Origin of the sequence: Pseudomonas sp. GD04091, from assembly GCF_029836165.1 — a bacterium.
In the GTDB taxonomy this organism is placed as follows: Bacteria; Pseudomonadota; Gammaproteobacteria; order Pseudomonadales; family Pseudomonadaceae; genus Aquipseudomonas.
This window is the reverse complement of the sequence record NZ_JAOEBG010000007.1, coordinates 201,764-215,358: the sequence shown is the minus strand read 5'-3', so window position 1 is coordinate 215,358 and position 13,595 is coordinate 201,764. Positions and strand designations below refer to the sequence as shown.

The window sequence follows — 13,595 nt, the reverse complement described above, 5'->3', positions numbered from 1 at the left end:
CGCTCGGCAGACCAGGCTGCCAACCTCGCAGATCGCGTGGCGTGCCCAACGACAGCGCTGACAGGCAGCGTTGCCGAAGAATGCGACACACCATGCAACACCACTGGCCAGGCCGCTATTAGCGACGCAGACCCAGGCGACCGATCAGGGCGCTGTAACGAGTGGTGTCCTTGCCCTTCAGGTAGTCCAGCAGCTTACGACGCTGGTTGACCATACGGATCAGACCACGACGGGAGTGGTGGTCTTTTTCGTTGGCCTTGAAGTGGCCTTGCAGCTTGTTGATGTTGGCGGTCAGCAGAGCAACCTGCACTTCCGGGCTACCGGTATCGCCGGCGGCTTGCTGGTAATCGGCAACGATCTGAGCTTTTTCTTCGACGCTGAGGGCCATTTGGCTTCTCCTGATAAACGGATCCCGCGAACGGTCTCCAATAGGCCAGGGACGAGTCCCCGTATTAATAAGAAGAGGCGTGACCGTGCCTAATAACAGCCACCCTCGATACCACCGGTTTCAGCCAAAGCCTCTACCCGTGGTTTCGGTCATTCCGACCGAATCAGTCGACGCGGCGCGATGCGCCCGTCTTCGCTCACTTCACCGATACCGATGAAGCGACCAGTGTGATCCTGTACCCGGACCATGCCGAACTGCGGCGCCTCCGGGGCACGCACCGCCTGGCCATGCAGCCAGTAGAACGCGCTGTGCTCGGAGAGGCCTACCAGCGGCCAGTCCTGCAGCCCGCTGTCGGACGGCATCAGGAAGCGATCGAGCGCTTCGTTGCCACCTTCGGCGTGGGCCTGTTCGAGTTCCTCGAGCGTCACCGTCTGTGCCAGCTCGAAGGGGCCTGCCTGGGTGCGACGCAGCTCGGCGACGTAGGCACCACAGCCCAACGCCTCACCGATATCCTCGACCAGCGTACGGATATAGGTGCCCTTGCTGCAGCCAACCGACAGGCGCGCCCGGGTGCCTTCGCTCTCGAGCAACTCCAAGCGGCCAATAGTAACAGAACGCGCCTCGCGCTCCACTACCTCTCCTGCACGCGCCAGCTTGTACAACGGCTGGCCGTCACGCTTGAGGGCCGAGTACATCGGCGGTACCTGAAGGATTTCACCGCGAAAACGCGGGATCACGGCTTCGATATCGGCGCGACCGACGGTCACTTCGCGGGTCTGCAGGACTTCGCCTTCAGCATCCGCGGTGCTGGTAGTCTGCCCCAACTGCATGACCGTTTCGTAGCCCTTGTCGGAATCGAGCAGGTACTGGGAGAACTTGGTCGCCTCGCCGAAACACAGCGGCAACACGCCAGTGGCCAGCGGATCGAGGCTGCCAGTGTGGCCGGCCTTTTCCGCGTTGAGCAACCAGCGGACTTTCTGCAGCGCGGCGTTGGAGGTGAACCCCAGTGGCTTGTCGAGCAGGATGATGCCGCTGACATTGCGGCGGATACGTTTGACCTGGGCCACCGCTTACTCCTTGGTGTCCAGCTCGTCGGCATCCTTGTGCTGGCGATCTTCGGCCACCGCACGCTCGATCAGTGCCGACAGGTGGGCACCACGGCTGACGCTTTCATCGAAGTGGAAATGCAGCTGCGGCACGCTGCGCAGTTGCATGACGCGGCCAAGGTGCAGGCGCAGGAAGCTCGCGGCACTGGTCAGGGCCTTGAGGGTCTGCGGCACGGCGTCGGCGCCGTCCTGGCCCATCACGGTGATGAAGACCTTGGCGTGGCCCAGGTCGCGACTGACGTCAACGGCGGTAATGGTCACCAGGCCGACGCGCGGATCTTTGACTTCACGACGGATCAATTCCGACAGCTCACGCTGCATCTGATCGCCGATGCGTTGGGTACGGCTGTATTCTTTTGCCATTTTTGCTACCTGTTACGTAAAGCGGCAAACGCCCGGTCAGGTGTAAACCTGACCGGGCGCTACCTGCAGAGGCGCCACCAACCGCCTTGCGGCGGGGGCTGCGCCAGGCTCGACCCTTACAGGGTACGAGCCACCTGGACTTTCTCGAAGACTTCGATCTTGTCGCCGACCTTGACGTCGTTGTAGCTCTTGACGCCGATACCGCACTCCATGCCGTTACGCACTTCGGCGGCGTCGTCCTTGAAGCGACGCAGCGATTCCAGCTCGCCTTCGAAGATCACCACGTCCTCGCGCAGTACGCGGATCGGACGGTTGCGGTACACGGTACCCTCGATGACCATACAGCCGGCGATAGCGCCGAACTTCGGCGAACGGAACACGTCACGCACTTCCGCGACACCCAGGATGTTCTCGCGAACATCGCTGCCGAGCATGCCGGTCAGGGCCTTCTTGACGTCTTCGATGATGTCGTAGATCACGTTGTAGTAACGCATATCCAGACCTTCCTGCTCGACGATCTTGCGCGCGCCGGCATCGGCACGCACGTTGAAGCCGAACAGCACCGCGTTCGAGGCCAGGGCCAGGTTGGCGTCGCTCTCGGTGATACCACCGACGCCGCCACCGATGACGCGTACCTGAACTTCGTCGTTGCCCAGGCCGCCGAGCGAACCCTGCAGCGCTTCGAGCGAACCACGCACATCGGTCTTGAGGACGATGTTGAGGGTCTTCTTCTCTTCCTGACCCATGGTCTCGAAGATGTTTTCCAGCTTGCCGGCGTGAGCACGGGCCAGCTTGACCTCGCGGTACTTGCCTTGACGGAACAGGGCAACCTCACGGGCCTTCTTCTCGTCGGCGACCACCGACAGCTCGTCACCGGCTTCCGGCGTGCCATCCAGGCCGAGGATCTCGACCGGGATCGACGGGCCGGCTTCCTTCACAGGCTTGCCGTTCTCGTCGAGCATGGCACGCACGCGGCCATAGTTCGAACCGACCAGGACCATGTCGCCCTGACGCAGGGTACCGTCCTGAACCAGGATGGTGGCGACCGGGCCACGGCCCTTGTCCAGGCGCGACTCGACCACGACACCACGACCTGGAGCGGTCGGCGTGGCGGTCAGCTCGAGGATCTCGGCCTGCAGCAGGACCGCTTCGAGCAGTTCGTCGACACCGGTACCCATCTTCGCCGAAACCTTGACGAATGGGGTGTCGCCACCCCAGTCCTCGGAGGTCACGCCTTCGACGGCCAGTTCGTTGCGGATGCGATCGAGGTCGGCACCCGGCTTGTCGATCTTGTTGACCGCGACGACCAGCGGAACGCCGGCAGCCTTGGCGTGCTGAACGGCTTCGCGGGTCTGCGGCATCACGCCGTCGTCCGCCGCCACCACCAGGATGACGATGTCGGTGGCCTTGGCACCACGGGCACGCATCTGGGTGAACGCAGCGTGGCCAGGGGTGTCGAGGAAGGTGACCATGCCGCGGTCGGTTTCCACGTGGTAGGCACCGATGTGCTGGGTGATGCCACCGGCCTCGCCAGCAGCGACCTTGGCACGACGGATGTAGTCGAGCAGCGAGGTCTTGCCGTGGTCGACGTGGCCCATGACGGTCACGACCGGCGCGCGGGACTCGACTTCACCTTCGAACTTCAGCGATTCGGCCAGGGAGTCTTCCAGGGCGGTGTCGCTGATCAGGGTGACCTTGTGGCCCAGCTCTTCGGCGACCAGTTGAGCGGTCTCCTGGTCCAGCACCTGGTTGATGGTGACCGGGGTACCCAGCTTGAACATGAACTTGACGACTTCGGCGGCCTTGACCGACATCTGTTGCGCCAGTTCCGAGACGGTGATGGTCTCGCCGATGGTCACGTCACGGATGACCGGACCGGTCGGGTTCTGGAAGCCGTGCTGGTTGCGCTTCTTCGGCTTGCCCTTGCCACCGCGACCGCGACGGAAACCATCGCTCTCTTCATCGGTGGTGCGTGGCGCGGCGCGTGGAGTCGGTGCTTTTTCCTTCTCCTTGACCTTGACCTTGATCGACACGCGCGGTGCTTCGCCTCGACGCTCGCCAGCCGCGCCACCACCACGACGATCGTCGTCGCGGGCACGGCTTTCGTTGCGGCGGGTCTCTTCCTTCTTGCGCTCGGCGGCACGGGCAGCGGCGTCTTCCGAAACCGGCGCTTCGGCCACTACCGGAGCCGGCGCAGGCTCGGACTTCGGCGCAGGCGCCGCAGCCGGAGCTTCGGGCGCCTGACGACGGGCCTGTTCCTCGGTGCGCTGGCGTGCTTCGGCCTCGGCCTTTTCGCGGGCGGCGTTTTCAGCCGCGCGGCGCTCTTCCTGCTCGCGTTTCTGCTCGGCCTGGATCTCTTCCGGGCTGCGTTGCACGAATACTTTCTTCTTGCGTACTTCTACGCTGATGCTCTTGCTACCGGCGACACGCAGAGTGCTGGTGGTCTTGCGCTGCAAGGTGATCTTGCGCGGCTCTTCCGCCTTGCTCTTGTGGCTGCTTTTCAAATGGGTCAGCAGGGTCTGCTTCTCATTGTCGGTCACTACCTGACCGGCGTCGGTGTGCGGCAGACCTGCCTCACGCATCTGCTGCAGCAGGCGCTCTACCGGTGCCTCGACCTCTTGGGCCAGTTCTTTCACCGTGACTTGCGTCATGCACTTCTCTCCTCAGGCCGCGCCTAATTACTCGAACCAATGGGCTCGGGCGGCCATGATCAACTTGCCGGCACGCTCTTCGTCGATGCCGTCGATGTCGAGCAGATCGTCGATCGACTGCTCGGCCAGGTCTTCGCGGTTAACCACGCCGCGCACCGCCAGTTCCGCCGCCAGATCCTTGTCCATGCCCTCGAGGGAGAGCAGGTCTTCGGCCGGATGGGCGTCTGCCAGTTTTTCTTCGGTAGCGATGGCCTTGGTCAACAAGCGGTCCTTGGCGCGAGCGCGGAGCTCATTGACGATTTCCTCGTCAAAGCCATCGATGTTGAGCATTTCTTCCAACGGTACGTAAGCAATTTCTTCGAGGCTGGTGAAGCCTTCGTCGACCAGCACTTGTGCCAGCTCCTCGTCGACTTCCAGTTCCTCGATGAAGTTACGCAGGATGTCGCCTGTTTCCGCTTGCTGCTTGGCCTGGATGTCCTTCTCGGTCATCACGTTCAGGGTCCAGGCGGTCAGCTGGCTGGCCAGGCGGACGTTCTGGCCGCCACGGCCGATGGCCTGGGCCAGGTTGTCCTCGGCCACGGCGATGTCCATCGCATGGGCGTCCTCGTCAACGATGATCGCGGCAACCTCTGCCGGCGACATGGCGTTGATGACGAACTGCGCCGGGTTCTCGTCCCACAGGACGATATCCACACGCTCGCCACCCAGCTCGCCGGATACGGCCTGGACGCGCGAACCACGCATGCCGATGCAGGCACCTTGCGGGTCGATGCGCTTGTCCTTGGAGCGGACGGCGATCTTGGCTCGCGATCCCGGATCACGGGAGGCGGCCATGACTTCGATGAGGCCTTCGGCGATTTCCGGCACTTCGATGCGGAACAGCTCGATCAGCATCTGCGGCGCGGTGCGCGACAGGATCAGCTGAGGGCCGCGGTTCTCGGTGCGGATTTCCTTGAGCAGCGCACGCAGACGCACGCCGACGCGGAAAGTCTCGCGCGGGATGATGTCTTCGCGGGCCAGCAGCGCTTCGGCGTTGTTGCCCAGGTCGACGATGACGTTGTCGCGGGTGACCTTCTTCACGGTGCCGGAGATGATCTCACCGACGCGCTCGCGGTAGGCGTCGACCACCTGGGCGCGCTCGGCCTCGCGGACCTTCTGCACGATGACCTGCTTGGCGGTCTGGGCGGCGATGCGGCCGAACTCGATCGACTCGATCTTCTCTTCGATCACGTCACCGATCTTGGCATCCGGGTGCGTGTCCTGGATCTTGCTCAACCAGGTTTCGATTGCCGGATCGTCCAGGTCGTTCTCGTCGACCACGGTCCAGCGGCGGAAGGTCTCGTAGCTACCGGTGTGGCGGTTGATCTCCACACGCAGGTCGACTTCGTCCTCAAAACGTTTTTTGGTTGCAGTGGCCAGGGCCACTTCCAGCGCTTCGAAAATGACGCCGGGCGGTACACCCTTTTCGTTGGATACCGATTCAACAACCAGCAGTACTTCTTTGCTCATCGTACGCCTCGCCTTGCGCAAGCCATTGGGCCCGGAAAGTCCGCCGGGCCCGGCACGTCTCAGTCAAAACTGGGAATAATATTGGCCTTGTCGATCGAGTCGATCGGCAACAGGAACTCGTGTTGGTCCACCTGCACCACCACATCCTGCTCCTCCACACCACGGAGAAGGCCCTGGAAGTTACGACGACCCTCGAAGGGCGTACGCAGCTTGATCTTCACCTGCTCGCCGGCATGCGAAGCAAACTGTTCAAGGGTGAACAGCGGGCGGTCCATGCCTGGAGAGGATACCTCGAGGGTATATTCAGAGCTGATCGGATCTTCCACATCGAGGATGGCGCTGGCCTGACGGCTGACGGCTTCGCAGTCGTCCACCAGGATGCCGCCTTCCTTGTCGATGTAGATACGCAGTACCGAATGCTTGCCCTGGGAGACGTATTCGATCCCCCAGCATTGGTAGCCCAGACCCTCGACAACCGGGGCCAACAAGGCCTGCAACTGTTCTAGCTTGCTCGACACCTGAACCCCCTCGTGCATGCTGTGCAAATAAAAAATGGGCGAAGCGCCCATCCCTGAAAGCGCCGTTGGACAACGACGCCAAAACTGTTCGGCTAGCAAAAAGCCCCTGAAAAGGGGCTCCGCTGAAGCTGGTTGCGGGGGCTGGATTTGAACCAACGACCTTCGGGTTATGAGCCCGACGAGCTACCAAGCTGCTCCACCCCGCGACAAAGCTGGGGCGAAAGTATAAGACTGAACCCTTTGCTGGGTCAATCCGACCTCCACCTGCAAGAAAGCCCGCTCAAAGCGGGCTCTCATGCTTCAATTGGTACCGAGAAGGGGACTCGAACCCCTACACCCTATGGGCACAACCACCTCAAGGTTGCGTGTCTACCAATTCCACCACCTCGGCAATACTACTTCTTGAAACCCGTTACTGCTGCTCTTTGGCTGGAGGAGGTACGTCACCAGAGTTGGTGGTTTCACTCTTCTGCTGCTGGAGCACCGGTACATCATCATTTACTGCCGGCTTTGGCTCTTTGACTTCCAGCACTGCTGGATCTGGCAAGCCAGCTTGAGTCAGCTGGTGAGCCTGCTGCTTGGCGAAGTATCCTAACCCAAGTGCAGTCAAAAAGAAAGTGGCGGCAAGTATAGCAGTAACTTTACTCAAAAAGGTAGCGGAACCTTGGCTTCCGAACACAGTATTTGAAGCACCTGCGCCGAAAGATGCACCTGCTTCCGCACCTTTACCCTGTTGCAGCAGCACCATTACAACCAGTGCCAACGCTGCCAACAGATGAAAAACAACTATGACTGTTTCCAGCATTTGTTCAGTTTCCTGCGGCGCGACAAATTGCACCGAATTCGTCTGCGTTCAGGGACGCTCCACCAATGAGCCCCCCATCGATATCCGGCATGCCGAACAGTTCGGCCGCATTGGCCGCCTTCACGCTGCCGCCGTAGAGAAGTTGCACATTTTCTGCAACTTCGGCGTCCTTCGCCGCCAACTGCTTGCGGATGGCTGCATGCACATCCTGGGCTTGCTGTGGCGAGGCCGTCAAACCAGTACCGATGGCCCATACAGGCTCATAGGCAATTACCGCATTGGCAAAAGCGGCGATACCGAACGCGTCGATAACACTGCTTAGTTGACGCCCTACAACTTCGAGCGTCTTGCCTGCCTCGCGCTCTTCGAGAGTTTCCCCTACGCAGAGCACCGGCGTCAAACCACTTTTTTGAGCGGCTGCAAACTTGCGATTCAACACTTCTTCGCTTTCACCGATAATCTGGCGACGCTCGGAGTGACCAATCAACACCAACTTGCAACCCGCTTCCAGCAACTGACTCGGTGCAACTTCACCAGTCAGCGCGCCTTGTTCAGGCTGTACCGCGGAATTCTGTGCGCCTACGATGACCCCCTTCCCTTTCAGTCCATCAACGACTTCATTGATGAACAGGGTCGGTGGAAACACCGCGACTTCGATACCGTCGGGAATGAGCATTTCGCCCAAGCCCTGAGTCAGCTCAGCGACGCTGGCGCGGGTACCGTGCATCTTCCAGTTACCAGCTACCATGGGGCGACGCATGCTTTACCTCTCGGTCAAAGTGGGCGCAGATCTTACCCAACACGATCTGCGCTGGCAAGCCTCTTTCAGGCACAAACTTTTTCGACGAGCTTGGCCAAGGCCTCGGCATGGCCGCGCACCTGGCTTTCATCGTCACCTTCGACCATCACCCGCACCAGCGGCTCGGTACCGGACTTGCGCAACAGCACGCGCCCACGCCCCGCCATGGCCTCGGTCGCCTTGGCACTGGCTTCCTTGACCAATGGGTTTTCCAGCGGATCGCTCTTGCCCGCCGCGAAACGCACGTTGATCAGCACCTGCGGGCACTTGCGCACCGCCTGACGAGCCTGAGCCAGGTTCTCGCCGCGACGCTTGAGGGCCATCAGCACCTGCAGCGCAGCGATGATCGCATCCCCGGTGGTGGTGTGACTGGCGCACACGACATGCCCGGAATTCTCGCCACCAAGCAGCCACTCGCGCTCGAGCAGCTCGGCCATGACGTAACGGTCGCCGACCTTCGCCCGCACGAACGGGATATCCAGCTCCTTGAACGCCAGCTCAAGCCCGAGGTTGCTCATCAGAGTGCCGACAACGCCGCCCTGCAGCTTGCCACGCTCCTGCAGGTCGCGACCGATGATGAACAGCAACTCGTCACCATCGACGATGGCGCCAGTGTGATCGACCATCAGCACGCGATCACCGTCGCCATCGAAGGCGATACCGAGGTCCGCATGCCCGACCAGAACTGCCGCCTGCAGCGACTCGATGTGCGTCGAGCCACAGTTTTCGTTGATGTTCAGGCCATCCGGCGCGGCATGCAGCACCGTGACATCGGCGCCCAGCTCACGGAATACGCTGGGCGCGACCTTGTAGGTGGCGCCATGGGCGCAATCCACGACGATTTTCAGACCTTCGAAGCTGGTGCTGCTGGGCACGCTGCTCTTGCAGAACTCGATGTAGCGTCCGGCGGCATCATTGATGCGCGAAACCTTGCCCAGCTTGCTTGAGTCGACGACATTCATCGGCTGATCGAGCAGCTCCTCGATCATCAGCTCGACTTCGTCCGGCAGCTTGGTGCCGGCACCAGAGAAGAACTTGATGCCGTTGTCGTCATGGGGATTGTGCGAGGCACTGATGACGATACCGGCTTCGGCATGGAAGGTGCGGGTCAGGTAGGCAATGGCCGGGGTCGGCATCGGCCCGAGCAGCATCACGTCCGCCCCAGCCGCGGACAGGCCGGCCTCCAGAGCGGATTCGAACATGTAGCCGGAGATCCGGGTGTCCTTGCCCACCAGCACCCGGCAATTGCCCTGCTTGCGAAAGGCCATGCCTGCGGCCCAGCCGAGTTTCAGCATGAAGTCAGGGGTGATGGGATATTGGCCAACGCGGCCACGGATACCATCGGTACCAAAGTATTTTCTGCTCATAGTGACTCCAGTGTTCTTATTCGGCGTTCTGCACGGCGGCAATCATGCGCACCACGTCGACGGTCTCGGCGACATCATGCACACGCAGGATGCTTGCACCCTTGGTCACGGCCAGGGCGGCCAATGCCAGGCTGCCGTAGAGCCGCTCATCGACCGGACGCCCCAGCGTGAGGCCGATCATGCTCTTGCGCGAAACACCCACCAGCAGCGGGCGCCCCAGGCGATAGAGCGCTTCCATGTGTTTGAACAGGCTCAGGTTGTGCTCAAGGGTCTTGGCAAAACCGAAGCCAGGGTCGAGGACGATGCGTTCGACGCCGATGCCCGCCGCCGCACAGGCGGCCATACGCTGTTCAAGATAGCGCGTCACATCGACAGTCACATCGTCGTAATGCGGATCGTCCTGCATGTTGCCAGGCTCGCCACGCATGTGCATCAAGCATACCGGCAGCCCCGTGTCGGCAGCGGCATCAAGAGCGCCATCACGCTCGAGGGCGCGCACGTCGTTGATCAGGCCGGCCCCAAGGCGAGCCGACTCGCGCATGACCGCGGGCGTCGAGGTATCCACTGAAATGACAACATCGAGCCTGCTGCTGATCGCTTCGACGATGGGCGCCACGCGCTCCAGCTCTTCGGTAGGCGAAACGGCACGGGCACCTGGCCGCGTGGATTCGCCACCCACGTCGACGAGCGTCGCACCGGCAGCCACCATTGCCTCGGCATGGCGCAACGCCTCGTCGCGCTGACTGAAGCGCCCACCGTCAGAGAAGGAATCGGGGGTGACGTTGAGGATACCCATGACATGGGTACGGGACAAATCAAGAACCCGGTTGCCGCAAGGCAACCGGGTCGGGTACTGCTGTGAGGTCATAGAAGCCCTTAGTGTTGAGCCGCTGGACCGCCGATCGGCGACTCCGGACGATCATCCTGGGAGGCAGGCTTGCCGGAGGTGCCGGCATCGTTGTCCCAGTCGCGCGGCTCACGCGGTGTACGACCAGCCATGATGTCGTCGATCTGGTCGGCATCGATGGTTTCGTACTTCATCAAGGCCTCGGCCATCGCGTCGAGCTTGTCGCGGTTGTCGGTCAGGATCTGCTTGGCCGTAGCGTAGCAGTGATCGATGATGCTGCGCACTTCCGAGTCGATCATCTTGGCGGTCTCGCCCGACACGCTGGCGTGCTGGCTGGCGGCGCTGCGACCGAGGAACACCTCGCCCTCTTCTTCGGCGTACATCAGCGGACCCAGCTTCTCGGACAAGCCCCACTTGGTGACCATGTTCCGGGCAATCTGGCTGGCACGCATGATGTCGTTGGAGGCGCCAGTAGTGACACCATCGAAGCCCAGGGTCATCTCCTCGGCGATACGACCACCATACAGCGAGCAGATCTGGCTGATCAGCGCGCGCTTGGACAGGCTGTAGCGGTCTTCTTCCGGCAGGAACATGGTCACACCCAGGGCGCGACCACGGGGAATGATCGACACCTTGTAGACTGGGTCGTGCTCTGGAACGACGCGACCGACGATGGCATGGCCCGCTTCGTGATAGGCAGTGTTCTGCTTCTCCTTCTCGGACATGACCATGGTCTTGCGCTCGGCGCCCATCATGATCTTGTCCTTGGCCAGCTCGAACTCCTTCATTTCGACCACGCGCTTGCTGGAACGCGCGGCGAACAGCGAGGCCTCGTTCACCAGGTTGGCCAGGTCGGCACCGGAGAAGCCAGGAGTACCACGGGCGATGACGGCGGCATTGACGTTCTCGCCGACCGGCACCTTGCGCATGTGCACTTTCAGGATCTGCTCGCGACCACGGATATCCGGCAGGCCGACCACCACCTGGCGGTCGAAGCGACCAGGACGCAGCAGCGCCGGGTCAAGCACGTCAGGACGGTTGGTGGCGGCGATGACGATGATGCCATCGTTCATCTCGAAGCCATCCATCTCGACCAGCAACTGGTTGAGGGTCTGCTCGCGCTCGTCGTGACCACCACCCATGCCGGCGCCACGGTGGCGGCCGACGGCGTCGATCTCGTCGATGAAAATGATGCATGGCGCGTGTTTCTTGGCTTGTTCGAACATGTCGCGGACACGGCTGGCGCCGACACCCACGAACATCTCGACGAAGTCCGAGCCGGAAATGGTGAAGAACGGCACCTTGGCTTCACCAGCGATGGCCTTGGCCAGCAGGGTCTTGCCGGTACCGGGCGGGCCAACCATCAGCACGCCACGCGGGATGCGCCCGCCCAGGCGCTGGAACTTGCCCGGATCACGCAGGAACTCGACCAGCTCGCCGACCTCTTCCTTGGCCTCGTCGCAACCGGCGACGTCAGCCAGGGTGGTCTTCACCTGGTCCTCGGACAGCAGGCGCGCCTTGCTCTTGCCAAAGCTCATCGGGCCGCCCTTGCCACCGGCACCGCCCTGCATCTGGCGCATGAAGAACATGAACACGGCGATGATCACCAGGATCGGGAAGCTGGCCACCAGCAGCTGGGTCCAGATGCTCTGCTGCTCTGGCTGCTTGCCTTCGACGGTCACGTGATTGTCGACCAGGTCGCCGATCAGGCCGTTGTCGGTGATGGCCGGCCGCACGGTCTTGAAGTTGTCGCCGTCGGTACGCTTGCCGGTAATGATGTAACCGTCGACGGTCACGCGCTCGACCTTGCCATCCTTGACCTGCTGGATGAAGTCGGAATAGTTGAGGGTCTGCGGCTCGTTAGGGCTGGAGAAGTTGTTCATCACCGTCACCAGGACGGCGGCGATGATCAACCACAGGATCAGATTCTTTGCCATGTCGTTCAATTCGCTACCCTCTGAGGCCGGCGCACGACGCAGCCGTGCCTCGCATGATATTCATCGCCCTAACTTACTACATTACCTACGCATCCGCAGGCACCGTCTGTAACCCTTTGTGAAAGCTAGACTACACGAAGTTCGGACGATCCAGACGGGGCGGCCGATTGGAAATAACTATCGGAGCCCCGCAAAACGCCACTCACGCCCCTTTGAACCCTCTCGCCAGCAGATACTGCTCGCGGGACCGATCCCGCGACGACGATGGCTTGCGCATCTGTACCTTGTCGAACTTGCCACGCACGTCCTTGAGGTACACGTCGAAACCTTCGCCCTGGAAGATCTTGATCAGGAAATCCCCGCCAGGCTTGAGCACACGGGTCGCCAGGTCCAGAGCCAGTTCGCAGAGGAACATGGCGCGCGGTATATCCACCGCGGGCGTACCACTCATATTGGGGGCCATGTCGGAAATCACAAGGTCCACGTGTGAATCGCCCACTGCCTGCAGGATGTTCGCGAGCACTTCGTCCTTGGTGAAGTCGCCCTGGATGAAGGTCACGTCGGCGATCGCGTCCATTTCCAGGATGTCCGAGGCGATCAGGCGACCCTGGCCGCCAATCAGACGACTGGTCACCTGGGACCAGCCACCGGGCGCCGCGCCGAGGTCGATCACACTCATGCCGGGGCGGATCAGCTTGTCCTTCTCCTGGATCTCCAGCAGCTTGTAGCTCGCGCGCGAGCGGTAGCCATCCTTCTGCGCCTGCTTGACGAAGGGGTCGTTGAAATGCTCTCGCAGCCAGTTTGCGCTGCTTTTGGAACGTTGTACCACGGGGCACCTCGATGATATGCGTCGTGTTTGACTGGGCGGAGCCACAGGCCCTCGGGTAAAATGCCCGTCAATTTTACAGAATCAGACGAAAAGGGTCAGATTATGCCGCTCAACAACGAGCAGAAGAAGCAATACAAGTCCATTGGTCATGACCTGAAGCCGGTTCTGATCGTCGCGGGCAATGGTTTGAACGAAGGCGTCATCGCCGAACTGGAGCGGGCCTTGGCCGATCACGAGCTGATCAAGGTCGAAATCCGTTCGGAAGACCGTGAAGAGCGCGCCGCCGCCATCGCCGAGCTGTGCAAGGTCGGTCGCGCCGAGCTGGTGCAGACCATCGGCAAGAAAGCGCTGATCTATCGCAAGAATCCGCAGCCGAACAAGCAGCTGTCCAACATCCACCGTTACAAGTAACGGTAGCAGGGCTGCCGCGCAGCCCATCGCGACACAAGGCCGCTCCCACAGGGATCGTGTTGACC

The 13,595-nt window shown here is 61.5% G+C and carries 13 protein-coding genes and 2 tRNA genes; 1 reads left to right on the top strand and 14 read right to left on the bottom strand.

What is annotated here, in order from left to right; all coding sequences use genetic code 11:
• Positions 1–118 precede the first annotated feature (118 nt).
• From rpsO to rlmE, 14 genes are all read right to left on the bottom strand, one after another.
• The gene (gene rpsO, locus N7422_RS11890; protein WP_029613930.1) at positions 119–388 is read right to left on the bottom strand and encodes a 30S ribosomal protein S15; all 270 of its coding nucleotides are present in this window, start codon (positions 386–388) and stop codon (positions 119–121) included.
• 149 nt (positions 389–537) lie between these two features.
• The gene (gene truB / locus N7422_RS11885) at positions 538–1,455 is read right to left on the bottom strand and encodes a tRNA pseudouridine(55) synthase TruB (RefSeq protein ID WP_279806711.1); all 918 of its coding nucleotides are present in this window, start codon (positions 1,453–1,455) and stop codon (positions 538–540) included.
• A 3-nt stretch (positions 1,456–1,458) separates the two neighbouring features.
• Positions 1,459–1,857, bottom strand: coding sequence for a 30S ribosome-binding factor RbfA (rbfA, locus tag N7422_RS11880; protein ID WP_279806710.1), 399 nt, complete (start codon positions 1,855–1,857; stop codon positions 1,459–1,461).
• 116 nt (positions 1,858–1,973) lie between these two features.
• Entirely contained in the window at positions 1,974–4,508 is a 2,535-nt protein-coding gene (infB, locus tag N7422_RS11875; protein ID WP_279806709.1) for a translation initiation factor IF-2, read from the bottom strand.
• Between the two features lie 27 nt (positions 4,509–4,535).
• A complete protein-coding gene (gene nusA, locus N7422_RS11870; RefSeq protein WP_279806708.1) occupies positions 4,536–6,017 on the bottom strand; it encodes a transcription termination factor NusA in 1,482 nt (493 codons plus the stop codon).
• Positions 6,018–6,076: 59 nt separating this feature from the next.
• Positions 6,077–6,535 carry a ribosome maturation factor RimP gene (rimP, locus tag N7422_RS11865; protein ID WP_279806752.1) on the bottom strand — a complete coding sequence of 153 codons (459 nt, stop codon included), beginning with the start codon at positions 6,533–6,535 and terminating at the stop codon, positions 6,077–6,079.
• Positions 6,536–6,664: 129 nt separating this feature from the next.
• Positions 6,665–6,741, bottom strand: a tRNA-Met gene (locus tag N7422_RS11860).
• 99 nt (positions 6,742–6,840) lie between these two features.
• Positions 6,841–6,926, bottom strand: a tRNA-Leu gene (locus N7422_RS11855).
• 21 nt (positions 6,927–6,947) lie between these two features.
• Positions 6,948–7,340, bottom strand: a complete 393-nt coding sequence (gene secG / locus N7422_RS11850; protein WP_279806707.1) for a preprotein translocase subunit SecG — start codon at positions 7,338–7,340, stop codon at positions 6,948–6,950.
• A 4-nt stretch (positions 7,341–7,344) separates the two neighbouring features.
• Positions 7,345–8,100 carry a triose-phosphate isomerase gene (gene tpiA, locus N7422_RS11845; protein WP_279806706.1) on the bottom strand — a complete coding sequence of 252 codons (756 nt, stop codon included), beginning with the start codon at positions 8,098–8,100 and terminating at the stop codon, positions 7,345–7,347.
• Positions 8,101–8,165: 65 nt separating this feature from the next.
• Entirely contained in the window at positions 8,166–9,506 is a 1,341-nt protein-coding gene (gene glmM / locus N7422_RS11840; RefSeq protein WP_279806705.1) for a phosphoglucosamine mutase, read from the bottom strand.
• 16 nt (positions 9,507–9,522) lie between these two features.
• Positions 9,523–10,374: a dihydropteroate synthase gene (gene folP / locus N7422_RS11835; protein ID WP_279806704.1), complete on the bottom strand. Its 852-nt coding sequence runs from the start codon at positions 10,372–10,374 to the stop codon at positions 9,523–9,525.
• A gap of 8 nt (positions 10,375–10,382) precedes the next feature.
• The gene (gene ftsH / locus N7422_RS11830; RefSeq protein ID WP_279806703.1) at positions 10,383–12,290 is read right to left on the bottom strand and encodes an ATP-dependent zinc metalloprotease FtsH; all 1,908 of its coding nucleotides are present in this window, start codon (positions 12,288–12,290) and stop codon (positions 10,383–10,385) included.
• Between the two features lie 202 nt (positions 12,291–12,492).
• Complete coding sequence (rlmE, locus tag N7422_RS11825; RefSeq protein ID WP_279806702.1) at positions 12,493–13,119, bottom strand: 23S rRNA (uridine(2552)-2'-O)-methyltransferase RlmE; 627 nt, start codon at positions 13,117–13,119, stop codon at positions 12,493–12,495.
• A 102-nt stretch (positions 13,120–13,221) separates the two neighbouring features.
• On the opposite strand from rlmE, the gene N7422_RS11820 reads away from it, so the two are divergent.
• Positions 13,222–13,530 carry a YhbY family RNA-binding protein gene (locus N7422_RS11820; RefSeq protein WP_085677204.1) on the top strand — a complete coding sequence of 103 codons (309 nt, stop codon included), beginning with the start codon at positions 13,222–13,224 and terminating at the stop codon, positions 13,528–13,530.
• Positions 13,531–13,595: the final 65 nt, after the last annotated feature.

Bases quoted from the DNA above. Each gene is read 5' to 3' on its own strand.
- rpsO (WP_029613930.1), bottom strand. From the start codon at position 388: ATGGCCCTCAGCGTCGAAGAAAAAGCTCAGATCGTTGCCGATTACCAG.
- rbfA (WP_279806710.1), bottom strand. From the start codon at position 1,857: ATGGCAAAAGAATACAGCCGTACCCAACGCATCGGCGATCAGATGCAG.
- infB (WP_279806709.1), bottom strand. From the start codon at position 4,508: ATGACGCAAGTCACGGTGAAAGAACTGGCCCAAGAGGTCGAGGCACCG.
- nusA (WP_279806708.1), bottom strand. From the start codon at position 6,017: ATGAGCAAAGAAGTACTGCTGGTTGTTGAATCGGTATCCAACGAAAAG.
- secG (WP_279806707.1), bottom strand. From the start codon at position 7,340: ATGCTGGAAACAGTCATAGTTGTTTTTCATCTGTTGGCAGCGTTGGCA.
- tpiA (WP_279806706.1), bottom strand. From the start codon at position 8,100: ATGCGTCGCCCCATGGTAGCTGGTAACTGGAAGATGCACGGTACCCGC.
- glmM (WP_279806705.1), bottom strand. From the start codon at position 9,506: ATGAGCAGAAAATACTTTGGTACCGATGGTATCCGTGGCCGCGTTGGC.
- folP (WP_279806704.1), bottom strand. From the start codon at position 10,374: ATGACCTCACAGCAGTACCCGACCCGGTTGCCTTGCGGCAACCGGGTT.
- ftsH (WP_279806703.1), bottom strand. From the start codon at position 12,290: ATGGCAAAGAATCTGATCCTGTGGTTGATCATCGCCGCCGTCCTGGTG.
- N7422_RS11820 (WP_085677204.1), top strand. From the start codon at position 13,222: ATGCCGCTCAACAACGAGCAGAAGAAGCAATACAAGTCCATTGGTCAT.